The organism is Streptomyces sp. P13-3-3 (genome assembly GCF_050571355.1).
Lineage (GTDB): Bacteria > Actinomycetota > Actinomycetes > Streptomycetales > Streptomycetaceae > Streptomyces > Streptomyces althioticus.
Genome location: NZ_CP192228.1, coordinates 698,781 through 721,999 on the forward strand (window position 1 = coordinate 698,781; position 23,219 = coordinate 721,999).

The 23,219-nt window shown below is 72.7% G+C and carries 18 protein-coding genes, 1 tRNA gene and 1 riboswitch; of the genes, 15 read left to right on the forward strand and 4 right to left on the reverse strand.

Going from position 1 to position 23,219, the window contains the following annotated elements:
• Positions 1 to 108: 108 nt before the first annotated feature.
• From ACQZOG_RS03320 to ACQZOG_RS03385, 14 genes are all read left to right on the forward strand, one after another.
• Positions 109 to 2,268, forward strand: coding sequence for an N-6 DNA methylase (locus ACQZOG_RS03320; RefSeq protein WP_430741262.1), 2,160 nt, complete (start codon positions 109 to 111; stop codon positions 2,266 to 2,268).
• Between the two features lie 124 nt (positions 2,269 to 2,392).
• Positions 2,393 to 3,049 (forward strand): hypothetical protein, encoded by a 657-nt coding sequence (locus ACQZOG_RS03325; protein ID WP_033278130.1) that lies wholly within the window; start codon positions 2,393 to 2,395, stop codon positions 3,047 to 3,049.
• A 38-nt stretch (positions 3,050 to 3,087) separates the two neighbouring features.
• On the forward strand, positions 3,088 to 4,584 hold the full coding sequence (locus ACQZOG_RS03330) for a serine/threonine-protein kinase (RefSeq protein WP_261676273.1): 1,497 nt from the start codon (positions 3,088 to 3,090) through the stop codon (positions 4,582 to 4,584).
• A 159-nt stretch (positions 4,585 to 4,743) separates the two neighbouring features.
• A complete protein-coding gene (locus ACQZOG_RS03335; protein WP_037639998.1) occupies positions 4,744 to 5,391 on the forward strand; it encodes a SurA N-terminal domain-containing protein in 648 nt (215 codons plus the stop codon).
• 19 nt (positions 5,392 to 5,410) lie between these two features.
• Positions 5,411 to 6,385 (forward strand): nucleoside triphosphate pyrophosphohydrolase, encoded by a 975-nt coding sequence (locus ACQZOG_RS03340; protein WP_193468429.1) that lies wholly within the window; start codon positions 5,411 to 5,413, stop codon positions 6,383 to 6,385.
• 362 nt (positions 6,386 to 6,747) lie between these two features.
• Positions 6,748 to 8,031, forward strand: a complete 1,284-nt coding sequence (locus ACQZOG_RS03345) for a cytochrome P450 family protein (protein ID WP_191881637.1) — start codon at positions 6,748 to 6,750, stop codon at positions 8,029 to 8,031.
• 192 nt (positions 8,032 to 8,223) lie between these two features.
• The gene (locus ACQZOG_RS03350; protein ID WP_430741263.1) at positions 8,224 to 9,168 is read left to right on the forward strand and encodes a transglycosylase family protein; all 945 of its coding nucleotides are present in this window, start codon (positions 8,224 to 8,226) and stop codon (positions 9,166 to 9,168) included.
• Positions 9,169 to 9,387: 219 nt separating this feature from the next.
• Positions 9,388 to 9,556: riboswitch (cyclic di-AMP (ydaO/yuaA leader) on the forward strand.
• A 4-nt stretch (positions 9,557 to 9,560) separates the two neighbouring features.
• Positions 9,561 to 10,271 (forward strand): transglycosylase family protein, encoded by a 711-nt coding sequence (locus tag ACQZOG_RS03355; protein WP_193468434.1) that lies wholly within the window; start codon positions 9,561 to 9,563, stop codon positions 10,269 to 10,271.
• Positions 10,272 to 10,536: 265 nt separating this feature from the next.
• Entirely contained in the window at positions 10,537 to 11,817 is a 1,281-nt protein-coding gene (gene eno, locus ACQZOG_RS03360) for a phosphopyruvate hydratase (protein WP_033276242.1), read from the forward strand.
• A 99-nt stretch (positions 11,818 to 11,916) separates the two neighbouring features.
• Positions 11,917 to 12,393 carry an FtsB family cell division protein gene (locus ACQZOG_RS03365; RefSeq protein ID WP_033276172.1) on the forward strand — a complete coding sequence of 159 codons (477 nt, stop codon included), beginning with the start codon at positions 11,917 to 11,919 and terminating at the stop codon, positions 12,391 to 12,393.
• 29 nt (positions 12,394 to 12,422) lie between these two features.
• Entirely contained in the window at positions 12,423 to 12,956 is a 534-nt protein-coding gene (locus ACQZOG_RS03370; protein WP_037639986.1) for a DUF501 domain-containing protein, read from the forward strand.
• A complete protein-coding gene (locus tag ACQZOG_RS03375) occupies positions 12,953 to 13,897 on the forward strand; it encodes a Ppx/GppA phosphatase family protein (RefSeq protein ID WP_033276174.1) in 945 nt (314 codons plus the stop codon). Before ACQZOG_RS03370 ends, ACQZOG_RS03375 begins: the two co-directional genes overlap by 4 nt.
• 444 nt (positions 13,898 to 14,341) lie before the next feature.
• The gene (locus tag ACQZOG_RS03380; RefSeq protein WP_078492853.1) at positions 14,342 to 15,730 is read left to right on the forward strand and encodes an NAD(P)/FAD-dependent oxidoreductase; all 1,389 of its coding nucleotides are present in this window, start codon (positions 14,342 to 14,344) and stop codon (positions 15,728 to 15,730) included.
• Positions 15,731 to 15,944: 214 nt separating this feature from the next.
• Positions 15,945 to 17,258, forward strand: coding sequence for a class I SAM-dependent methyltransferase (locus ACQZOG_RS03385; protein WP_430741264.1), 1,314 nt, complete (start codon positions 15,945 to 15,947; stop codon positions 17,256 to 17,258).
• A 73-nt stretch (positions 17,259 to 17,331) separates the two neighbouring features.
• Here the strand turns inward: ACQZOG_RS03385 and ACQZOG_RS03390 are convergent, their stop codons facing one another.
• On the reverse strand, positions 17,332 to 19,863 hold the full coding sequence (locus ACQZOG_RS03390; RefSeq protein WP_430741265.1) for an ABC transporter permease: 2,532 nt from the start codon (positions 19,861 to 19,863) through the stop codon (positions 17,332 to 17,334).
• A 56-nt stretch (positions 19,864 to 19,919) separates the two neighbouring features.
• Complete coding sequence (locus ACQZOG_RS03395) at positions 19,920 to 20,690, reverse strand: ABC transporter ATP-binding protein (RefSeq protein WP_033276177.1); 771 nt, start codon at positions 20,688 to 20,690, stop codon at positions 19,920 to 19,922.
• A 385-nt stretch (positions 20,691 to 21,075) separates the two neighbouring features.
• Between ACQZOG_RS03395 and ACQZOG_RS03400 the strand changes: the two genes are divergently transcribed.
• Positions 21,076 to 21,162: transfer RNA gene (locus ACQZOG_RS03400), tRNA-Leu, on the forward strand.
• 88 nt (positions 21,163 to 21,250) lie between these two features.
• Here ACQZOG_RS03400 and ACQZOG_RS03405 read toward each other — a convergent pair.
• Both ACQZOG_RS03405 and ACQZOG_RS03410 read right to left on the reverse strand, forming a co-directional pair.
• The gene (locus ACQZOG_RS03405) at positions 21,251 to 21,943 is read right to left on the reverse strand and encodes a response regulator (protein WP_033276178.1); all 693 of its coding nucleotides are present in this window, start codon (positions 21,941 to 21,943) and stop codon (positions 21,251 to 21,253) included.
• Complete coding sequence (locus ACQZOG_RS03410; protein WP_382004637.1) at positions 21,940 to 23,202, reverse strand: sensor histidine kinase; 1,263 nt, start codon at positions 23,200 to 23,202, stop codon at positions 21,940 to 21,942. Before ACQZOG_RS03410 ends, ACQZOG_RS03405 begins: the two co-directional genes overlap by 4 nt.
• Positions 23,203 to 23,219 lie beyond the last annotated feature (17 nt).

Consider the following 23,219-nt stretch of genomic DNA (forward strand, 5'->3'; position numbering starts at 1 on the left):
ACGAGGGTTGCGCATGGATGGGTACACGTCCGTGAACGTGGGTTCCCTGGCGCCCTCGGTATGCTCGTCGCCACAAAGGGAGCAGCGGAGAGCGGGGCGGGTTCCGGGATGCAGGACGACGCGACTGAAGTGACCGCCGCGGGGATCGCCCGGCTGGCGGGGGTGGGCCGGGCCGCGGTCAGCAACTGGCGCCGTCGGCACGCCGATTTCCCCCGGCCGGTCGGCGGCAGCGAGACCAGTCCCGCGTTCGCCCTGGCCGAGGTCGAGGAGTGGCTGCGGCGCCATCGCAAGCTCGCCGAGGTCCCGCTCAAGGAGCGCGTCTGGCAGCAACTCGCCGGCCACCCGGACGGGCCGGTCACCGCGCTCGTGCACGCCGGATGCGCGCTGCTGCTGATCCACGACCGGCCGCCCGTCTGGCTCGACATCAGCTCCGGCAGCGACGAGCGGCTCGCCGCGCTGCTCCCGGACGCGCTGGACGAGGTGCTCACACCGCGCATGCCCGGGACGGCCCGTCCGGGCCGCACCGACCGCTCACGCGTGAACGGTCAGCACCCTGTGAACACCCCGCCCTCCACCTCGCCCGCGCCCCCGGCACCCCGAGCAACCCCGGCAACGCCGACCGCCCCGGCCACCCCCGCCCTCGACATCCCCACCGCCCCCCGCCTGCTCCCCTCCGTCCCCCTCCTGCGCGGCGTCGCCGAACTCGCCGCCGAGCGGGGCGCCCGCCCCACCTTCGAGTTCCTGCTCGGCCGGCACCTCGACGCCAACCCGCGCCAGTACACACTCTCCCCGCCCGACCTCGCCGGCCTCATGGCCGCCCTCGCCGGCACCCCCGCCACCGTCCTGGACCCCGCCTGCGGCACCGGCGCCCTGCTCCGCGCCGTCGCCGACCGCCCGGACCGCCGCCTCCTCGTCCAGGACGGCTCGCCGGAGCTCGCCGCCCTCACCGCACTACGCCTCGCCCTGCACACCCGCGCCCCCGTGCACGCCGCCGCCGGCGACACCCTGCGGGCCGACGCGTACCCGGAGCTGCGGGCCGACGCCGTGCTGTGCCACCCGCCGTTCAACGAGCGCAACTGGGGCCACGACGAACTCGCCTACGACCCGCGCTGGGAGTACGGCTTCCCCGCCCGCACCGAGTCCGAGCTGGCCTGGGTGCAGCACGCGCTCGCCCGGCTCAGGGACGGCGGCATCGCCGTGCTGCTGATGCCGCCCGCCGTGGCGTCCCGCCGCTCCGGCCGGAGGATCAGGGCAGACCTGCTGCGCCGGGGCGCGCTGCGCGCCGTCGTCGCGCTGCCCGCCGGGGCGGCGCCCCCGTACAGCGTGCCGCTGCACCTGTGGGTGCTCCGCCGGCCCGACCGGACGCCCGCGCAGCCGGAGGTGCTGCTCGTCGACGCCGGCCGGTTCTCCGCCGAGGGACGCGGCGGACCCGACTGGCCCGGGGTGCGGGAGACCGTGCTCGACGCCTGGGGCGCCTTCGACCGGGACGGCGGCGTCGAGGAACGGCCCGGCCTGGCCCGCTCGGTGCCGGTCATCGAACTCCTCGACGACGACGTCGACCTGACCCCCGCCCGCCGACTGCCGCCCCCGGCGGACACCGACGGCGCCGGCCGGCTCGCCGACGTACGGGCGCGGCTCGACGAGACGCTGCGGCTGACCGCCGAACTGGCGCCGCCGCCCGCGGAACCCGTGCCGTCCGCCGCGTCCGGGCGGCTGCCGCTGACCACCGTCGGTGAACTGGCGCGCGCGGGCGCGCTGGTGATGCGCACCGGCGGACACGGCGGCCGGGGGCGCGTGCCGGTGCTCACCGACCACGACGTGCTGGCCGGGACCGCCCCCTCCGGGACGCTCCCGGAGAGCGAGGAGGAGCCGGTGCTCACCGAGCCGGGCGACGTCGTGCTGCCCGTGCTCGGCGGCGGGGCCGTGGCCCGGGTCGTCGACGAGGCGACCGCGGGGGCCGTCCTCGGCCGCAACCTCGTGCTGCTGCGCCCCGACCCGGCGGCGCTCGACGCGTGGTTCCTCGCCGGGTTCCTGCGCGGCACCGCCAACCACCGCCAGGCCAGCAGCTACGCGTCCACCGCCACCCGGCTCGACGTCCGCCGCCTCCAGCTCCCGCGCCTCGCGCCGGACGAACAGCGGCGCTACGGCGAGCGGTTCCGCGCCCTGGACGCGTTCGAGCGGGCGCTCAGGGAGGCCGGACGCCTCGGCGAGCAACTGGTGCGCGGGATGTACGACGGCCTCACGGACGGGACGATCGTCCCGGACTAGCGTCCGCCCCCTGCTCCGGTACGGCAACGGTTCGGTACATCACGGGACCGGTTGTCGCCGTGGACCTATACGCTCGGACTCTCCACCGGAGTTCACACGTCGGCTACACCCGTCCAGGAGCAGCATGTACGGCCACGGCGCGCCGCCGCCCCCACCCAGCTCGGGCTCGGTCATCACGCAGCGCGTGCTGTACGCGGCCTCCGGGGTGTTGTGCTGCGGGATGCTGTCCGCCGTGCCGCTGTTCCGTATCGCGGTGCTGCGCGGGCGGGTCCTCGACTGGATAGCGGCCTGGGCGAGCATTCCGCTCTCCGTCACCGCCATGGTCGTGATGGGCGCCTTCGAGGAGACCGACTGGCGCACCGACGTGGCGCTCGCCTTCCTCCTCCTGCTCGGCGCCTGCTCCAGCGCCTACTACCTGATCGTCGACATCCGACTGCCCCGGCAACGCGGTGCGTACGGCGGCCCGTTGCCGCCCTCCCCGCACGCCACCACGGTCCACGCCCACGGTGGTCCCAGCCCTTACGGCTATCCGCAGCCGGCCTCGCCGTACATGCCCACCGCCCTGTCGCAGCCGCAGCCTCCGCACACCCCGTACCCCGGCCCCGTGCCGCCCTCCACCGCCCCGCCCACTCCGGTGCCCCCGCCGCAGGCGCAGCCGCCGCAGGGGCCCGGACCCGCCCGGATCGACCAGGTGCGCGCCGAGCTGGACGAGCTCAGCGACTACCTGCGCCGGCAGGACGGACAGCAGCGGCCGCAGGGTGACCACGAGGGCGGACGGTGAGCGCGGCGGCGGGACGCGTCGTCGCCGGCCGCTACGAACTGTCCACGCTCATCGGCCAGGGCGGCATGGGACAGGTCTGGACGGCCTACGACAAGCGGCTGGACCGGCGCGTGGCGGTGAAGCTGCTGCGCCCCGACAAGGTGGCCGGACACGAGGCCGACGAGCTGCGCCGCCGCTTCGTGCGCGAGTGCCGGGTGACCGCGCAGGTCGACCACCCCGGCCTGGTCACCGTGCACGACGCGGGCAGCGAGGGCGAGGAGCTCTTCCTCGTCATGCAGTTCGTCGACGGCGCCGACCTCGGCGACCACCTCGCCGAGCACGACCCGTACCCGTGGCAGTGGGCGGTCGCGGTCGCCGCGCAGCTGTGCGCGGTGCTCAGCGCCGTGCACGCGGTGCCGATCGTCCACCGCGACCTCAAGCCGCGGAACGTGATGGTGAAGCAGGACGGCACGGTCACCGTCCTCGACCTCGGCGTGGCCTCCGTGATGGACGCCGACACCACCCGCCTGACCCACACCGGCACCCCCATCGGCTCGCCCGCCTACATGGCGCCCGAACAGGCGATGGGCGGCGCGGTCGGCCCGTACACCGACCTGTACGCGCTCGGCGTGCTGATGCACGAACTGCTCAGCGGGGACGTGCCGTTCTCCGGCTCCACGGCGCTCGGGGTGCTGCACCGGCACCTGTACGAGCCGCCCGTGCCGGTGCGGCGGCTGCGCCCCGAGGTGCCGGAGGCGCTGGAGGCCCTGGTGCTGCGGCTGCTCGCCAAGGACCCGCAGCACCGCCCGGACTCCGCGCAGGAGGTGTACGAGCACCTGGCGCTGCTGCTGCCCTCCCGGGGCACGCCCACCGGCGCCCCGCTGGACCCCACCCGGCCCTTCCTGCGCCCGCACGCCCCCTGGCCGGACCGCGCCAGGACACCGGCGCCGCGGCCCGCGCCCGCCGCGCCGCCCGCGCCGACGGCGGAGAAGGCCGACGTGGCCGCCGCCGTGGACGAGGTGAAGCGGCTGCTCGGCGAGGGCCGCATCACCCAGGCCGTCGACATCCTCGGCTCGATCCTTCCGGTCGCCGCCGAACAGCACGGCGAGCACTCGCCGGTGGTGCGCACCCTGCGCAGGCAGTACGCCGCCACACTCCTCGACGACGGCCAGTACCGGCGGGCCCTGCCCGAGCTGCGCCGGCTCGCCGACGAGCGCGCCGCCGAGGCCGGCCAGGCCGACCCGCAGTCGCTGCGCCACCGCTACGAGGCCGCCCAGTGCCTGGAGCAGCTCGGCGACCCCGCGGCGGCCCTCGCCGAGTACCGGGCGCTGCTGCCGTACTACGAGAACCGGTACGTGGCCGCCGGGGACCCGCAGCAGGCGCACGACGTGCGGCGCCGCATCGGGCATCTGCTGCTCGCCCTCGGCGACCGGCCCGCCGCGCACGACACGCTGGTGCGGCTGCTGCACGACGTGGAGCGCGTCCAGGGGCCGGGGCACCCCCTCGCGGCGGACATCCGGCGCACCCTCCAGTGGCTGGGGCAGGTGCGCGGGTAACCGCGACCGGGTCCGCGCGGGGGAGACGGCGGGCGCGGCGGTGCCGGAAGTCGCCGTGAATCGTTGGTCGAATGGGTTGGCCAGAGCTTGGCCGATGCCTACCATCGATCACCGCAAGACTTTGTGCACCGCCGCACAAGCTCTCCTCAGGAGGTTTCCTTGCACCGCCGTCGTCGCACCGCGTTCCTCCTCACCGCCGCGATCGCCGCGGCCCCTCTGCTCACCGCCTGCGGCAACGACGCGCACCCCGGTGCGGCGGCCGTGGTCGGCGGGGAGCGGATCACCGTGTCGCAGCTGGAGAACCGCGTCGACGAGGTGCGCGCCGCCCAGCGGGAGGCCGTCCCGGACCAGGCGCAGTACCAGCAGGCCATCGCCCGCACCGGCGGTCTGACCCGCGACACCCTGCACAGCATGGTGCTGGACAAGGTGCTGGAGCGTGCCGCGCGCGACGCCGGGGTGACGGTCTCCGACCGCGAGGTGCAGCGCACGCGGGCCGAGTTCGAGGAGCAGGCCGGCGGCGCGAAGGCGCTGGAGGCCGCCTGGCTCCAGCAGTACGGCGTGCCGCCGCAGCGCCTCGACGAGAACCTCCGCCTCCAGGTGACGGCGCAGAAGCTCGCCCAGAAGCTCGGCACCGACACCAGCCGCCCCGAGTTCTGGAAGGCGCTGTCCGACGCGAGCAAGGAGCTCGACGTCGACCTCAACCCGCGCTACGGCGAGTGGGACGCGGAGAAGAGCAGCCGGGTCGACGCGAAGACGCCGTGGGTGAAGGACGTCACCGCCGTGGACGGGCCGCCGCTGGGGCTGTGACGTGGGCTAGTTTCGAAGGGTGAACGCAACCAGCCCCGCCCCCGGCCGTGTCGTCCTGCTCACCACCAGCCACCGGGTCGCGCCCGGACTGCTGTCCTGGCCCGCCTGGCAGGCGCTGCACGCCGCCGACCGGGTGCTGTGCGCGGACGGCGCCCATCCGCAGCTGCCGTACCTGCGGGAGGCGGGGATAGCCGTCGAGGAGGCCGCGCCCACCGCCGAGGAGGTCGTCGACGCCTGCGCCGGCGGCCGCACGGTGGTCGTCGTCGCGACCGGCGAGGGCGAGCCCGCGCTCACCGACGGACTGGCGCGGATGGCCGGCAGCGGCCGGGTCTCCATGCCCGAGCTGGAACTCCTCCCCGCCTCCTACGACCTGCCGGGCGCCCGCCTGCTCGACCTGGTCCAGGTCATGGACCGCATCCGCGCCGAGTGCCCCTGGTCGTCCCGGCAGACCCACGAGGGGCTCGCCAAGTACGGCATCGAGGAGGCGTACGAGCTCGTCGAGGCCATCGAGGACGGCGACCGTGACGAGCTGCGCGAGGAACTGGGGGACGTGCTGCTCCAGGTCGTCTTCCACGCGCGCATCGCCGAGGAGCACGCGGAGGAGCCGTTCTCGATCGACGACGTGGCGGGCGGGATCGTCGCCAAGCTCGTCCACCGGCATCCGCACGTCTTCGGGGAGGAGACGGCGCGGACGCCGGAGGAGGTCAAGGCGCACTGGATGCGGACGAAGGCGGAGGAGAAGCGGAGGGAGTCCGTCACGGACGGGGTGCCGGTGGGGCAGCCGGCGCTGGCGCTCGCCACGAAGCTGGCGGGGCGGGCCCGCTCGGCGGGCCTCTCCGTTCCTCTTCCCTCCGGGCAAGGGGTCGGTTACGAGCTGCTGGCGCTGGCCGCGCGGGCGGAGGCGGAGGGGGTGGACGCGGAGGCGTCGCTCCGGGCCGCGGCCCGGGTCTACCGCGAGGCGATCCGCGCGACGGAGAAGGAAACGGGAGCCTGACCTTCCCACCCCGGGGGCTCCGCCCCCGAACCCCCGACGCGCAGTTCCCCGCGCCCCCAAAGGGCCGCGGGGAACTGCGCGCCCAACCCCCACCCACCCGCACGGACGGCCGGACGCGAGCCACCCGCTCCCCAAAGGGGCGCGGGGAACTGCGCGCTCAACCCCCACCCACCCGCACGCACGCACGACGCGAGCCACCCCCTCTCCAGGGGCGCGGGGAACTGCGCGCTCAGCCCTCACGCACCCGCAGGGACGGCACGACGCGAGCCCCCCAAAAAAAGGGGCGCGGGGAACTGCGCGACCGAGCCCCACCCACCCGCACGGGCCCGCGCCCACAACCCCCCGCCCGTTAGGGTCGCCCCATGCGTGACCAGTCACCCCCCTCCACACCCCCCGACCTCTTCACCTGGGAGTTCGCCGCCAACCCCTACCCCGCCTACGCCTGGCTCCGCGAACACGCCCCCGTGCACAAGACCAAGCTCCCCAGCGGCGTCGACGCCTGGCTGGTCACCCGTTACGCCGACGCCCGTCAGACCCTCGCCGACAACCGCCTGTCGAAGAACCCCGCGCACCACGACGAGCCCGCGCACGCGAAGGGGAAGACCGGGATCCCGGGCGAGCGGCAGGCCGACCTCATGACGCACCTGCTGAACATCGACCCCCCGGACCACACCCGCCTGCGCCGTCTCGTCAGCAAGGCCTTCACCCCCCGCCGGGTGGCCGAGTTCGCACCCCGGGTGCAGGAACTCACCGACGACCTCATCGACCGCTTCACGCGCGGCAGCGACACCGCCGACCTCATCCACGACTTCGCCTTCCCCCTCCCCATCTACGCCATCTGCGACCTGCTCGGCGTCCCGCGCGAGGACCAGGACGACTTCCGGGACTGGGCGGGCATGATGATCCGTCACGGCGGCGGCCCGCGCGGCGGAGTGGCGCGGTCGGTGAAGAAGATGCGCGGCTATCTCGCCGAGCTGATCCACCGCAAGCGTCAGGCGCTGCCCGCGGAACCCGTCCCCGGCGAGGACCTCATCTCGGGTCTGATCCGCGCCTCCGACCACGGCGAGCACCTCACGGAGAACGAGGCCGCCGCGATGGCGTTCATCCTCCTCTTCGCCGGCTTCGAGACGACGGTCAACCTCATCGGCAACGGCACCTACGCGCTGCTCACGCACCCCGAGCAGCGCGAGCGTCTGCAGCGGGCGCTGGCCGAGGGGGACCGCGGGCTGCTGGAGACCGGGGTGGAGGAACTGCTGCGCTACGACGGCCCGGTGGAGCTGGCGACCTGGCGGTTCGCCACGGAGCCGGTCGTCATCGGCGGGCAGCGGATCGAGACCGGCGACCCGGTGCTCGTCGTGCTGGCCGCGGCCGACCGGGACCCGGAGCGGTTCGACGACCCGGACACCCTGGACCTGGGCCGCCGCGACAACCAGCACCTGGGGTACGGGCACGGCATCCACTACTGCCTGGGCGCCCCGCTCGCGCGCCTGGAGGGACAGACCGCGCTCGCGACGCTTCTGACGCGCCTTCCGGACCTCCGGCTCGCCGCCGATCCGGCCGAACTGCGCTGGCGCGGCGGCCTCATCATGCGGGGACTCCGTACACTTCCGGTGGAATTCTCCCGTCCGTGTTCAGGACAGACCTGACCTTCCTGCCCGTGCCCGGGGGCCGGTGTGCGGAAACCTGAGGCATGCTCAACTCTGTGATCTTCATGTGATCTGCACGGCATGAACTTGTGACAAGTGATCGACTGCCTATACGTTCACCCATCAAGTACGGCGCGCCGCACGGTTTTGCTCGCCCGTACCGGTCCTTGTTGCCGAGTGAAAGGCTTCCGCATGCTCTCCGGGAACGGCCGACACCGTCGCCCCCGCCAGGCTCCGGCTCTGCTCGTCGCCGCCGGGGTGACCGGATCCGCGATCGCGATCCCGCTCCTCGGGGCGGGCGCCGCCAGCGCGGCGGACGGTGAGACCTGGGACCGGGTCGCGGAGTGCGAGAGCGGCGGCTCCTGGAGCCAGAACACCGGCAACGGCTACTACGGCGGCCTGCAGTTGACCCAGGACGACTGGGAGAACTACGGCGGTCTGGAGTTCGCGCCGAGCGCCGACGCGGCCAGCCGCAACCAGCAGATCACCGTGGCCGAGAGAATCCTCGCCGACCAGGGCGTCGGCAAGTGGCGCGCCTGCGGCCTGCTCACGGGCCTGAACCAGGACACCGGGTCCCCGGACGTCGACCCGGGCGTGCCGTCCGGCGCGGAGCAGGACGACACCCGGACCGGCGGGACGAGCACCCCGTCCGGTTCGCCGGAATCCGGTGATTCGTCCGCTTCTCCCTCTCCGTCGGCCACGTCGGGTTCACCCGATGCGTCCGGCGAGGCGAAGAGCGACGCGGACGCGAGTGCGTCCCCGTCCGCCTCCACCACCCGCGAAAGCGACGAGTCGGACAAGTCGGGCCGGAGTACCGGCTCTTCGGCCGCCACCGAGTCGGAGGACGGCGGTTCGGGCCGCCATCGCGGCCCCAGTGCGCAGGAGGACGTGACCGCCGACGCCGGGACCCCGTCGTCCGGCCGGCACGCCTCGCCCTCCACGGACACGCCCGCGGGGATCGCCGACGACCGCTACACGGTCCAGGACGGCGACAGCCTGGCCTCCATCGCCGACTCCCTTGCCCTGACCGGCGGATGGACGGCGCTCTACGTCGAGAACCAGCAGGTCATCGGCGACGACCCGAACCTCATCCTGCCCGGCCAGCGGCTCCTGGTGGACAGCGAAACCGCCGAATAGCGGTCGGAAACGGGCGGCCGAAGGCACCTGCGGGCGGCGGCAGTTGACGAAGCGATAAGGGTTGAATGTCCATAATAAGGACTGTGAGAGATAGGTCTCAGAGGCCCTGATCATCTTTGATATTCCACCGATCGCGTGCTTACGGTCGTGACCGCTCGCCATCGCGGGCCCCGGCTGCCGCCACGCCGAATCCTGCCAGTGGCAGCACGGGAACAGTCGTCGCGTCATGCGCCGTAGGCAGGAGCGGGGGACCCAGGTAAGTGCCGCGACCGGACGGTTGACGTCCGGTACGGCTCGGGGTGAAGCCGCGTCCCGGGAGGGACGTGGCCGGGCAACTCAACCGGCCCGAACCCGACAGCTCACCTCGTAGGCGTCGGTGAGGGGATCCATCCATGCTGTTTTCCGGCAAGGGCAAGCACCGTCGTCCGTCCAAGGCCACTCGCGCCATCGCCATCGCCGGTGTCACCGGCGCCGCCGTCGCCGGCCCGCTGATGGCGTCCGGCACCGCCTCCGCGGCCACCGCGTCCGAGTGGGACGCCGTCGCCCAGTGCGAGTCCGGCGGCAACTGGTCCATCAACACCGGCAACGGCTACTACGGCGGCCTGCAGTTCTCCGCCTCCACCTGGGCCGGCTACGGCGGCACCCAGTACGCGGCCACCGCCGACCAGGCCACCAAGGCCCAGCAGATCGAGATCGCCGAGAAGGTCCTCGCGGGCCAGGGCAAGGGCGCCTGGCCGGTCTGCGGCACGGGCCTGTCCAACGCCTCCTACGACGGCGGCTCCGCCGAGGGCTCCTCCCAGGAGTCCGGCTCCACCGAGTCGCGTGAGAGCGGGCAGAAGGCCTCCCGTTCCGCCGAGCGTCCGGCCGCCCCGGCCGCGCCGAAGGCGGAGAAGAAGGCCGAGAAGAAGACCGTCACCACCCCGACCGGCAAGAAGGTCGAGAAGGGCGACGGCGAGTACAAGGTCGTCAAGGGCGACACCCTCAGCTCGATCGCCGAGGAGCACGACGTCAAGGGCGGCTGGGCGAAGCTGTTCGACCTGAACGACGACATCGTCGACGACGCCGACCTCATCTACCCGGGCCAGCAGCTGCACCTGAAGTAAGGGCAGACCGCCAGGTCCCTCCCGTCCCCACGGGCTCCGCCCCGGTGCGTTTCTTCCCCCGTACGCACCGGGGCGGGGTCATGTCCGGACGCATTCCGGTCACGGTTTGCCGAACCTGCTTTGTTCCGTTGAGAAACAAAGTACGCTCGGTTCCGTCCATGAGGCGGGCGGCGAGATGGCCGATCGCCCGGAGCCGGTTAGGCTCGGACCCGCAGGGCCCCCGCGGCCCCGCTCACCCGCGTCACATCCCAAGAAGGAGATGCTCGTGCCGTCCATCGACGTCGTCGTAGCCCGGGAAATCCTGGACTCCCGAGGCAACCCCACGGTCGAGGTCGAGGTCGGCCTCGACGACGGCAGCACGGGTCGTGCCGCCGTCCCGTCCGGCGCCTCCACCGGCGCCTTCGAGGCCGTCGAACTTCGTGACGGCGACGCCGGCCGTTACCTGGGCAAGGGCGTCGAGAAGGCCGTGCTGGCCGTCATCGAGCAGATCGGCCCGGAGCTCGTCGGCTACGACGCCACCGAGCAGCGCCTGATCGACCAGGCGATGTTCGACCTGGACGCCACCGACAACAAGGGCTCGCTCGGCGCCAACGCCATCCTCGGCGTCTCGCTCGCCGTCGCGCACGCCGCCTCCGAGGCCAGCGACCTGCCGCTGTTCCGCTACCTGGGCGGCCCGAACGCGCACCTGCTGCCGGTGCCGATGATGAACATCCTGAACGGCGGCTCGCACGCCGACTCCAACGTGGACATCCAGGAGTTCATGATCGCCCCGATCGGCGCGGAGTCCTTCTCCGAGGCGCTGCGCTGGGGCGCCGAGGTCTACCACACCCTCAAGAAGGTGCTGAAGGGCAAGGGCCTGGCCACCGGCCTCGGCGACGAGGGCGGCTTCGCCCCCAACCTCGGCTCCAACCGCGAGGCCCTCGACCTCATCCTCGAGGCGATCAAGGAAGCCGGTTACACCCCCGGCGAGCAGATCGCCCTGGCCCTCGACGTGGCCGCCTCCGAGTTCTACAAGGACGGCGTCTACACCTTCGAGGGCAAGGAGCGCACGGCCGCCGAGATGACCGAGTACTACGCGGAGCTCGTCGACGCGTACCCGCTCGTGTCCATCGAGGACCCGCTGTTCGAGGACGACTGGGACGGCTGGAAGACCATCACCGACAAGCTCGGCGACAAGGTCCAGCTCGTCGGCGACGACCTGTTCGTCACCAACCCCGAGCGCCTGGCCCGCGGCATCGAGGAGGGCGCCGCCAACGCCCTGCTGGTGAAGGTCAACCAGATCGGCTCGCTCACCGAGACCCTGGACGCCGTCGAGCTGGCCCAGCGCAACGGCTTCAAGTGCATGATGTCCCACCGCTCCGGCGAGACCGAGGACGTCACCATCGCCGACCTGGCCGTCGCCACCAACTGCGGCCAGATCAAGACCGGCGCCCCGGCCCGCTCCGAGCGCGTCGCCAAGTACAACCAGCTGCTGCGCATCGAGGAGATCCTCGACGACGCCGCGGTGTACGCCGGCCGCAGCGCGTTCCCCCGCTTCAAGGGCTGACCTCACTCCCGCAGGAAGCGTCGTACGTACGTCCCCGTACCCGGTCCCGTACCGTGTGCGGGGACGTACGCGTGCAGGGGACGAACGAGAGGCGGGAACATGGCGGTGAAGGACCGGGACCGTTTCTCCACCGCGACCAGGATCCGGCTGATCGGTGAGCAGACCGCGGCCCGGGTCTACCGCTCGCAGACCAAGCGGCAGGCCCGCCGCTCGCGGCTGACCGGCCGCGCGGCCCTGCTCGCCCTGGTCCTCTGCTCCCTGGTCGTGGCCCTCGCCTACCCGATGCGGCAGTACGTCTCCCAGCGCGCGGAGATCGCCGACCTCCAGAAGGAGCAGGACGAGACCCGCCGGCGGGTCGAACGGCTGCGCGACCTGAAGGCCCGCTGGCAGGACGACGCGTACGCCGAGCAGGAGATCCGCAGGCGCCTGCACTACGTCATGCCGGGGGAGACCGGCTACATCGTCGTCGACCCGGCCGGCGCCGGCACCACGCGCGGCGACCTCCGCGCCGCCGACCGCCCCTGGTACGCCAACGTCTGGGACGGCGTCGACAAGGCCGACGCCGCCGCCCAGTGATTCCGACGGAACACCGCAGAAAGACACGTATGGACACCCCTCCGCCCACGACCCCGCGTACCGAGCCCACCGACGCGGACGTCGAGGCCTTCAAGCAGCAGCTCGGCCGGCCCCCGCGCGGGCTGCGCGCCATCGCGCACCGCTGTCCCTGCGGGCAGCCGGACGTCGTGGAGACCGCGCCGCGGCTGCCCGACGGCACACCCTTCCCGACGCTGTACTACCTGACGTGCCCGCGGGCGAACTCCGCGATCGGCACGCTGGAGGCGAACGGCGTGATGAAGGAGATGACCGAGCGGCTGGCCGCCGACCCCGAGCTGGCGGCCGCCTACCGCGCGGCGCACGAGGACTACATCCGCCGCCGCGACGAGATCGAGGAGCTGAAGAACTTCCCCAGCGCCGGCGGCATGCCGGACCGGGTGAAGTGCCTCCACGTCCTCGTCGCGCACTCGCTGGCCGCCGGACCGGGCGTCAATCCGCTCGGCGACGAGGCGCTGGCGATGCTGCCGCAGTGGTGGGCCAAGGGCCCCTGCGTGACGTCCACGGCCGGGGAGGGCGCCCAGTGACCCGGGTCGCCGCGATCGACTGCGGTACGAACTCCATCCGCCTGCTGGTGGCCGACGCCGACCCGGAGACGGGTGAACTCACCGACCTGGACCGGCGCATGACGATCGTGCGGCTCGGCCAGGGCGTCGACCGCACCGGCCGGCTGGCCCCGGAGGCGCTGGAGCGCACCTTCGCCGCCTGCCGCGCGTACGCGGAGATCATCGAGAAGCACGGCGCCTCGGAGCACCTGCGCTTCGTCGCCACCTCGGCCTCCCGCGACGCCGAGAACCGCGACGACTTCGTGCGCGGGGTGGTGGACATCCTGGGCGTGGAACCCGAGGTGATCACCGGTGACCAGGAGGCGGAGTTCTCCTTCACCGGCGCCACCAAGGAGCTGACCGGCCGCGACGACCTGCACCGGCCGTTCCTGGTGGTGGACATCGGCGGCGGCTCCACCGAGTTCGTCGTCGGCGACGACCGTGTGCGCGCCGCCCGCTCCGTGGACGTGGGCTGCGTCAGGATGACCGAGCGCCACCTGGTGCGGGACGGGGCCGTGACGGACCCGCCCACGGGGGAGCAGATCGCGGCGATGCGCGCCGACATCGAGGCCGCCCTGGACCGGGCGGAGGAGGCGGTGCCGCTGCGCGAGGCGCGGACGCTGGTGGGCCTGGCGGGGTCCGTCACCACCGTGTCGGCCATCGCCCAGGACCTGCCCGAGTACGACTCGGCGGCCATCCACCACTCCCGCGTCTCCCGGGACCGGGTCCGGGAGATCACCGAGTGGCTGCTGCGCTCCACCCACGCCGAGCGGGCCGCCGTGCCGTCCATGCATCCGGGCCGGGTCGACGTGATCGGCGCGGGCGCCCTGGTACTGCTGGCGATCATGGAGCGCACGGGTGCCGAGGAGGTCGTGGTCTCCGAGCACGACATCCTCGACGGGATCGCCTGGTCCGTGGCCTAGGTCTCTTCTGTTACCGGCCAGTAGCACTCCGCTGAGCAGTCGGGATAGCGTTTGAGCGGCGCTCCCGGGGGGTCTTGGGACCCCTCGGGGCGGACCCCCACGGGAAAGTTCGTGAAGTTCTTCACAAGGAATTGGCCCCGGGAGGGCGAAGAAGTGGGTCCGATTGACCCGTTCGGGCGCTCAACACCCCTTTGAACACGTTCAGAAGAGGGAGACGGGGGGTCCGCGCACACCGCTCGAAATGACGTCCCGGCCTGCCTCACAGGCCGCCTCCGGTCGCAGAGAGGCAGCTCACGCGGCATTGACAACGCGTCAGGCGGGAGCCCGGTTCCCGATCCGGACTGTGATCTGGATCAAGAAGCGGGGGATGGTAGCACAGCCCCTGCCGGAGCTTGTGAAGGGGCGCACGAGGTACCCCCCTCGGGCGGGTGGATACTCGATGGCATGAGCACCACGGAGCGTCCCAGGATCCTCGTAGTAGGCGGTGGGTACGTAGGCCTGTACGCAGCTCGGCGCATCCAGAAGAAGATGCGTTACGGCGAGGCGACCGTCACCGTCGTCGACCCGCGGTCGTACATGACCTACCAGCCCTTCCTCCCCGAAGCCGCCGCCGGCAGCATCTCCCCGCGGCACGTCGTCGTCCCGTTGCGGCGCGTGCTTCCCAAGGCGGAGGTCCTCACCGGCCGGGTCACCACCATCGACCAGGACCGCAAGGTCGCCACGATCGCCCCGCTCGTGGGCGAGGCGTACGAGCTGCCCTTCGACTACCTGGTGATCGCGCTCGGCGCGGTCTCCCGCACCTTCCCGATCCCCGGCCTCGCCGAGCAGGGCATCGGCATGAAGGGCGTCGAGGAGGCCATCGGCCTGCGCAACCACGTCCTCGAGCAGCTCGACAAGGCCGACTCCACCACGGACGAGGAGATCCGGCGCAAGGCGCTCACCTTCGTCTTCGTGGGCGGCGGCTTCGCCGGCGCGGAGACCATCGGCGAGGTCGAGGACATGGCCCGGGACGCGGCCAAGTACTACAAGACGGTGTCCCGCGAGGACATGCGCTTCATCCTCGTCGACGCCGCCGACAAGATCCTCCCCGAGGTCGGCCCCAAGCTCGGCAAGTACGGCAAGGAGCACCTCGAGAGCCGCGGCGTCGAGGTCTACCTGTCCACCTCCATGGACTCCTGCGTCGACGGCCACGTGGTGCTGAAGAACGGCCTCGAGGTCGACTCCAACACCATCGTGTGGACCGCGGGCGTCAAGCCCAACCCGGCGCTGGCCCGCTTCGGCCTGCCGCTCGGCCCGCGCGGCCACGTCGACACCGCGCCGACCCTCCAGGTCAAGGGCACCGACTACATCTGGGCAGCGGGCGACAACGCCCAGGTCCCGGACCTCGTGGGCCGCAAGGCCGGCAACGAGAACGCCTGGTGCCCGCCGAACGCCCAGCACGCGCTGCGCCAGGCCAAGGTCCTCGGCGACAACGTGATCTCCGGCATGCGGGGCTTCCCGCAGAAGGAGTACAGCCACGCCAACAAGGGCGCGGTCGCGGGCCTCGGCGTCCACAAGGGCGTCGCGATGATCGTGATGGGCAAGTTCAAGATCAAGCTCAAGGGCCGGCTCGCCTGGTACATGCACCGTGGCTACCACGGCATGGCGATGCCCACCTGGAACCGCAAGATCCGGATCTTCGCCGACTGGACCCTCGGCATGTTCCTCAAGCGTGAGGTCGTGTCCCTGGGCGCGATCGAGTCCCCGCGCGAGGAGTTCTACGAGGCCGCCAAGCCGGCCCCGGCGCCCGCCGCCCAGCAGGAGCCGAAGAAGACCGAGGCCAAGGCCTCCTGACCCGGGGCCGCCCCCCAGGTCACCCGTAGGCCCACCCGAAGGGGCCGCCCGCCATCCGTGGTGCGGGCGGCCCCTTCGGCATGCCCGGGTGACTCCCCGCGGGTTGCGTTTCCGTGTTTTGCCCGAAGATGACGCGCGCCGGGGACTGTCACGGCCGCGCCCAGGTGTTTACGTGGTGACGACATTCCGGGATCCGGTCACGGAGGTGTACACCATGGCAGACGCCGCCTCGCGGCTGAAAGGCATTCTCGAGCAGTTGCTCGCCGCACCCCTTCCGGTGCGCATCCGCACCTGGGACGGCTCGGAGGCCGGCCCCCCGGAGGCCCCCGTCCTGGTCGTGCGCAACCGGCGCGCCCTGCGCCGCCTGCTGTTCAAGCCGGACGAACTCGGCCTGGCGCGCGCCTGGGTGGCCGGCGACCTGACGATCGAGGGCGACCTCTACACCGCGCTGGGCCTGCTCGCCGGGAGCATCTGGGAGCGCGACGAGGACGCCCGTACCCTCGCCCAGTCCCTGCGCGACCCGGAGTTCCGCTCGGCGGTGCGCCGGCTGTTCGCCATGGCGGGCCCGCCGCTGCCGCCCGCCCCGCCCCGCGAGGAGGTCCGCAGGCCCCGCCGAGGACTGCACACCAAGCGCAGCGACAAGCGCGCCATCAGCCACCACTACGACGTCGGCAACGACTTCTACGAGATCGTCCTCGGCCCGTCCATGGTGTACTCCTGCGCCTACTGGCCCGCCCCGCCCCCGGAGGGCACCCTCGAACAGGCCCAGCACGACAAGCTCGACCTGGTCGCCCGCAAGCTCGCCCTGCGCCCCGGGCAGCGGCTGCTGGACGTCGGCTGCGGCTGGGGCTCCATGGCGATCCACGCGGCCCGTGAGCACGGGGCGAACGTCGTCGGCATCACCCTCTCCCAGGAGCAGGCCGCCTACGCCCGCAAGCGGATCGCCGAGGAGGGGCTGACCGACCGCATCGAGATCCGCGTCCAGGACTACCGGGACGTCACGGACGGCCCCTACGACGCGATCTCCTCCATCGGCATGGCCGAACACGTCGGCTCCGAGCGCTACCTGGAGTACGCGACCGTTCTGCACCGGCTGCTGAAGCCGGGCGGCCGGCTGCTCAACCACCAGATCGCCCGCCGCCCGCAGCGCGACGAGGAGTCGTACCAGGTGGACGACTTCATCGACGCCTACGTCTTCCCCGACGGCGAGCTGGCCCCGCTCGGCACCACCGTCACCCTGCTGGAGCGCGCCGGGTTCGAGGTGCGCGACGTGGAGTCGATCCGCGAGCACTACGCCCTCACCCTGCGCCGCTGGGTGGCGAACCTGGAGGCCGAGTGGGCGCGTGCGGTCGCGCTCGCCGGTCCGGGGCGGACCCGCGTCTGGCAGCTCTACATGGCCGCCTCCGCGCTCGCCTTCGAGCGCAACCGCATCGGCGTCAACCAGGTCGTCGCCGTGCGCACGCCCGAGTCGGGGGCGTCGGGGCTGCCGCTGCGTGCCCGGGTGTGGGGCGCTCCCGGCCCGGCCTGATCCGCACCACGACGCGAAGGGCCGGGCCCCCGTACGGGAGGCCCGGCCCTCGGTGCGCCGCGTCGTGACGCGGTCACTCCGCCTTGATCGCGCTCAGCATGTTCAGCCGGGCGGCGTTGCGGGCCGGCCACAGGGCGGCCAGGACGCCCACCAGACCGGCCAGCACCACGAAGATCCCGATCCGGTCCCAGGGCAGGACCAGCGCGTACCCCGGGATCTCGTCGGCGACGGTCTCGCCGATCGCCCAGCCGAGGAACGTGCCGAGACCGATGCCGACCACCGCGCCGAACACCGAGATGACGACGGCCTCCAGCCGGACCATCCGCTTCACCCGGCGCCGGTCCAGACCGATCGCGCGCAGCATGCCGATCTCCTGCTGCCGTTCGAAGACGGACATCGCGAGGGTGTTGACGACGCCCAGCACGGCGATGATCAGAGCCATCGCCAGCAGGCCGTACATGACGTTCAGCAGGGTGTTGATGACGCCGCCGAACTCGTCGCGGATGTCCTGCCGGTCCATCACGGTGATCGCGGGGTTGTCACCGAGCGCGTCGACGAGGACCTTCTCGTTCGCGGCGGACTGGCCGCCGTCGACCTTCACGAAGATCTGCCGGATGTACGGCTTCGCCTCGTGCCCGCTCACCACGGCGCTGTCGATGAGGACGGGGGAGAGGAACTCGCTGTCCTTGTAGACGGCGCCGACCGTCAGCGTCGCCTTCTTCTCGTCGGCGAAGGTGAAGGGGATGCGGTCGCCGGGCTTCCAGCCCCTGCTCGCGGCCGTGGTCTCGGCGACCGCGATCCGCCCCTCGGCGAGCGTGCCGGCGTCGCCGCTGACGACGTCGATGTTCAGGACCCGCTCGATGTCGCCCGGGGTGACCGCGGAGGCGGAGACGTAGTCGTCGCCGGTCCGGAGGTAGGCGTCCTGCTGGGGGGAGACCGCCGAGACGCCCTCGGCCTTCTCCAGCGCGGTCAGCGCGGACCGGTCGAGGTCGCCCCCGTTGGCCATCGTGACCATGTAGTCGGCCTTGATGTTGTCCGTGGTCATCTTGTCGATGGCGGTGCCGACCGTGACGCCGAGCACCGACAGGCCGGTCACCAGCGTCAGACCGATCGCCAGCGCCGAGGCGGTGGCGCCGGTGCGGCGCGGGTTGCGGACCGCGTTCTGGCCGGCCAGCTTGCCGGCCACGCCGAAGGGTCCGACGAGCAGCGGACGGACGAGTGCGATCACGGGCCGGGACAGCAGCGGGATCAGGATGATCACGCCGATCAGAGCGAGGAACGCGCCCGCGCCGATGTACATCCGGCCGTCGTCGCCGCCGGTCGAGGCGCCTGCCACGATCCCCGCCGCGCCGAGGGCGGTGACGGCCCCGCCGATGGAGTTGCGCAGCACCAGCGACTTGGTGGTGGCCACCGCGTGGACGCTGTTCATCGCCGCCACCGGCGGGATCTTCGCGGCCCTGCGGCCGGGCAGCCAGGCGGCGAACACCGTGATCAGCACGCCGACCGCGAACGCCGCGATCACCGGAGTGGCGGACAGGACCAGCGGGCCGTCAGGCATCTTCATGTCGAACGCCGCCATGCCGGAGCGCAGTCCGACGGCCAGACCGACGCCCAGGGCGAAGCCGACGGCCGAGGCCACCAGACCCACCACCGCGGCCTCGGCGAGCACCGAGCGGGTGATCTGCCTGCGGGACGCGCCGACCGCGCGCATCAGGGCGACCTCCTTGGTGCGCTGGGCGACCAGCATCGTGAACGTGTTGGAGATCAGGAAGACGCCCACGAAGAGCGCGATGCCCGCGAAGCCGAGCAGGACCTGCTTGAGGTTGGCCATGCCCTGTTCGATCTGGTCGGCCTGCTCGTCCGCGAGCGCCTGGCCGGTCCGCGCCTCCGCCGTGTCCGGCAGCAGCGGCTCGACCGCGGCGAGGATCTCCGCGTCGTCCGCGCCGGGGGACGCGACGACGGTGACGTCCGCGAAGTAGCCCTGCTTCAGGTACTGCTTCTGGGCGACGGCGGTGTCGAAGAGGACGAGGCTGCCGCCGGCGTTGACGGCGCCGTCCTCGGTGGTGAACACACCGCTGAGGGTGTACTCCTTCACCGGGCCGTTGGTGGCGACGCGCACCCGGTCGCCGACCTCGTACTCGCCCTTGGCCGCGGAGTCCTCGTCCAACGCGATCTGGTCGTCCTTCACCGGGCCGGAGCCGTCGGTGAACGTGTACGCGGGGTCCTTGCCGTCCTCGCCGGGCGCGAAGTTCGAGCCCTTGTTGGACCATCCGACGCCGATCAGCTTCCCGTCGGGGTCGGCGACCCCGGCGAAGCCCTCGACGCGGCCGTACACCCCGGCGACGCCGTCCACGGCGGCGATCCGGTCGAGGTCCTCGCCGGACAGGCCGGGCGCCTCCTCGGGGTTGTCCGGGTCGGCGTACGAGGTGACGGCGACGGCGACGTCGTCGTAGCTCTTCGCCGACTGGTTGCGGAAGGCGTTGGAGAGGGTGTCCGCGAAGACCAGGGTGCCCGACACGAACGCCACGCCCAGCATCACGGCGAGCACGGTCATCAACAGCCTGGCCTTGTGCGCGAAGACGTTGCGCAAGGCGGTACGGAACATGGGTCTTCTCTGTCCAGACGGTACGGGGAAGGGGCGGGCGGGCGGCGGGCCCGGGGTCAGCTGGTGCGGCCCTTGGCGTCGAAACGCTTCATCCGGTCGAGCACCGAGTCGGCCGTCGGGCCGTGGAGCTCGTCGACGATGCGGCCGTCGGCGAGGAAGACCACCCGGTCCGCGTAGGCGGCGGCGACCGGGTCGTGGGTCACCATGACCACCGTCTGGCCCAGTTCGCGCACGGAGTTGCGCAGGAAGCCGAGCACCTCGGCGCCGGAGCGCGAGTCGAGGTTGCCGGTCGGCTCGTCGCCGAAGACGATGTCGGGCCGGGACGCCAGCGCGCGGGCCACCGCGACCCGCTGCTGCTGGCCGCCGGAGAGCTGGGCGGGCCGGTGGCTCAGCCGGTCGGACAAACCGACCATGCGGATCACGGTGTCCAGCCACTCCTTGTCGGGCTTGCGGCCCGCGATGTCCATCGGAAGCGTGATGTTCTCCAGGGCGTTGAGCGTCGGCAACAGGTTGAACGCCTGGAAGATGAAGCCGATCTTGTCCCGGCGCAGTCGCGTGAGCTGCTTGTCCTTCAGCGCGCCCAGCTCGGTGTCGCCGATGCGCACGGAGCCGGAGGAGAAGGTGTCGAGCCCGGCGACGCAGTGCATCAGTGTGGACTTGCCTGAGCCCGAGGGGCCCATGATCGCGGTGAACTCGGCCTGCCGGAAGTCGACGGAGACCCGGTCCAGCGCGACCACCCGGGTCTCGCCCTGCCCGTAGATCTTCGACAGCTCCGTGGCGCGCGCGGCCACGGTGGTGGTCCGGTCGGCGAGGGGGGCGGTGGTCACGGATGAGCTCCTGTCAGGACGGCGTGTTCGGGGACGTCACCATCCTTCCGTGGCTTCGCCGCCGCGTAGTCAGCCGCTGCTCCGGTTCCTGGGGGCGACTCGGGAGGGAGCGCGGGGCGCCGGGTCATACCTGGGGATGACGGGGGACCCCTACCCGGGTCGTCCCCGGAACGGGTGGGGCGCCCTGTCCCGGACGGTGAAATTCCGTCAATCCGCGTGCAGAGGGCCCCGTCGCACGCAAGGCTGGTGGCACGTGCTGACGGTGCGTTCCGGTGTCTGATGCTCCCTCAGGCGCCAATAAAATAAGACAAGATCGGTCCATCCCGCCGCAGGCGGGGGGAGGGTCACCGATAGGCTCGGAACCGCGAAGCGGGGCCCACGGCCTGCCCGGATGGTGGAATGCAGACACGGCGAGCTTAAACCTCGCTGCCCCTGAGCGGGCGTGCCGGTTCAAGTCCGGCTCCGGGCACCACCACGGCCGCGAGGCCCGGCCCCTCCGGGGAAGGCCGGCGTCCGCCACCGCCCGTCCGCGGCACCGGCACACGGACAGGGCCGTCCCGTCAGACCCGCACCAGGCCCGCCCGGAAGGCCAGGATGACGGCGTGGACGCGGTCCCGGGCGCCGATCTTCCCGAAGATCCGGCCGACGTGACTCTTCACCGTCGACTCGGCGAGATGGAGCCGCCGGGAGATCTCCGCGTTCGTCAGACCCTCGCCGATCGCGACGAGGATCATCCGCTCCCGCGCGGTGAGCGTGCCGATCCCCGCGTGCTCCTCCGCCGACAGCGGCACGGGGTCCGGGTGCCCCGCCGCGAGGCGGCGCAGGAGGCGCCGGGTGGCGCTGGGCGCGATCACCGCGTCGCCCGCGGCCACCGCCCGGATCCCGGACAGCAGGTCGCCCAGCTCGGCGTCCTTCGTGAGGAAGCCGCTCGCCCCGGCCTCGACGCCGGACAGGACGTACTCGTCGAGGTCGAACGTCGTCAGCAGCAGGACGCGCGGCGCCTCCTCGGATCCCTGGCGGTCCGTCACGATCCGGCGGGTGGCGGCGATGCCGTCGAGGTGCGGCATCCGCACGTCCATCAGCACCACGTCGGGGCGCAGTTCCCGCGCCAGCCGCACCGCCTCGCCGCCGTCGCCCGCCTCACCGGCCACCTCGATGTCCGGCTGCCCGGTGAGGAACATCGTCGTGCCCATCCGCTGGAGGGGCTGGTCGTCCGCGATCAGCACCCGGATGGTTCGGGGCGTGTCCGTCATGCCGTTCCCGGCCTCCCGTCCTCCGTTCCCGCGGAACCGGCCGCGGGCCCCCCGGTCCTCGTCGCCGGCGGGTACGTCCCCGAGCCGCCGGCGTCGCCGACGGGCAGGCGTGCCCGCACCCGCCAGCCCGTCGCCGTGGGCCGGGCCTCGAACGTGCCGCCGTACGCCTCGACGCGTTCGCGCATCCCCGGCAGGCCGTGGCCGCCGGGCTTCGGGGCGGCGGGCGCGGCGCCGGTGTCGGTGACGGTCACCGTGACGGCGTCCGTCCCGCGTTCGACGTCGACGCGGGCGCGGGGCGCGGGGCCCGCGTGCCGGAGCACGTTGGTGAGGGACTCCTGCACGACGCGGTAGACGGCGAGCTGCCGGCCGGTGTCGAGGGTGCGCAGATCGCCGGTGCGCCGCAGGACGACGTCGAGCCCGGCGTCCCGCAGTGCGTCGAGGAGGTCGGTCAGGTCGTCGAGCCGGGGCTGCGGGCTCAGGGGCGTGCCGTCGGCGCCGGCGTCCTCGCGCAGCACCCGCAGCACGTGCCGCACCTCCCGCACGGAGGTGCGGCTCACCTCGCCGATGGCGTCGAACGCGCGCACCGCCTCGTCCGGGGAGGTGCGGGCGACCACGCCGCCGCCGGTCGCGAGGGCCGTGATGACCGACAGGTTGTGGCCGATGACGTCGTGGATCTCCTGCGCGATGCGGGAGCGTTCGGCGACCGCCGCGGTACGGGCGATCTCGGCCTGCTCGGCGGCGAGGCGGGCGCGGTTGCCCCGTACGAGCAGACCGAGCAGGACCGCGGCGGCGCCCATGGCGGCGACCGCAAGGACGAGGAGGAGGCGCTCCCGCGGAGACGTCCCCTCGGCGTCGGGCGGGGCGGCCAGGGCGGTCACCGCCAGGACCGCGACGACCCCGGTCGCGGTCCCGGTCACGCACCGCCGGCCGTCCCGCAGGACGGCGCCGAACAGCGTCACCCACACGGCCAGGTACGTCCACGCGGCCGTCCCGCCCATGGCGAGGGCGCTCGCCGCGGAGACCAGGGTGCCGCCCGAGGCGGTCAGGAGGGCGGCGTACGGGAGGCGCCGGCGCAGGGCGACGGCGCCGTGCACGGCGGCGAGCACCGCCCAGCCCGGCGGACCGGACGGCGGGCTCGCGAGGAAGGACACGGCGGTGACGAGCAGGGCCAGGCCGAGGTCCCAGCCCCAGGGGTGGCGCCGGTCGAAGGCGCTCATCCCCTGGAGCGGATCGGTCACCGCGGCGTCCGCGACACGCATGGGCACTCGTCCGTCGC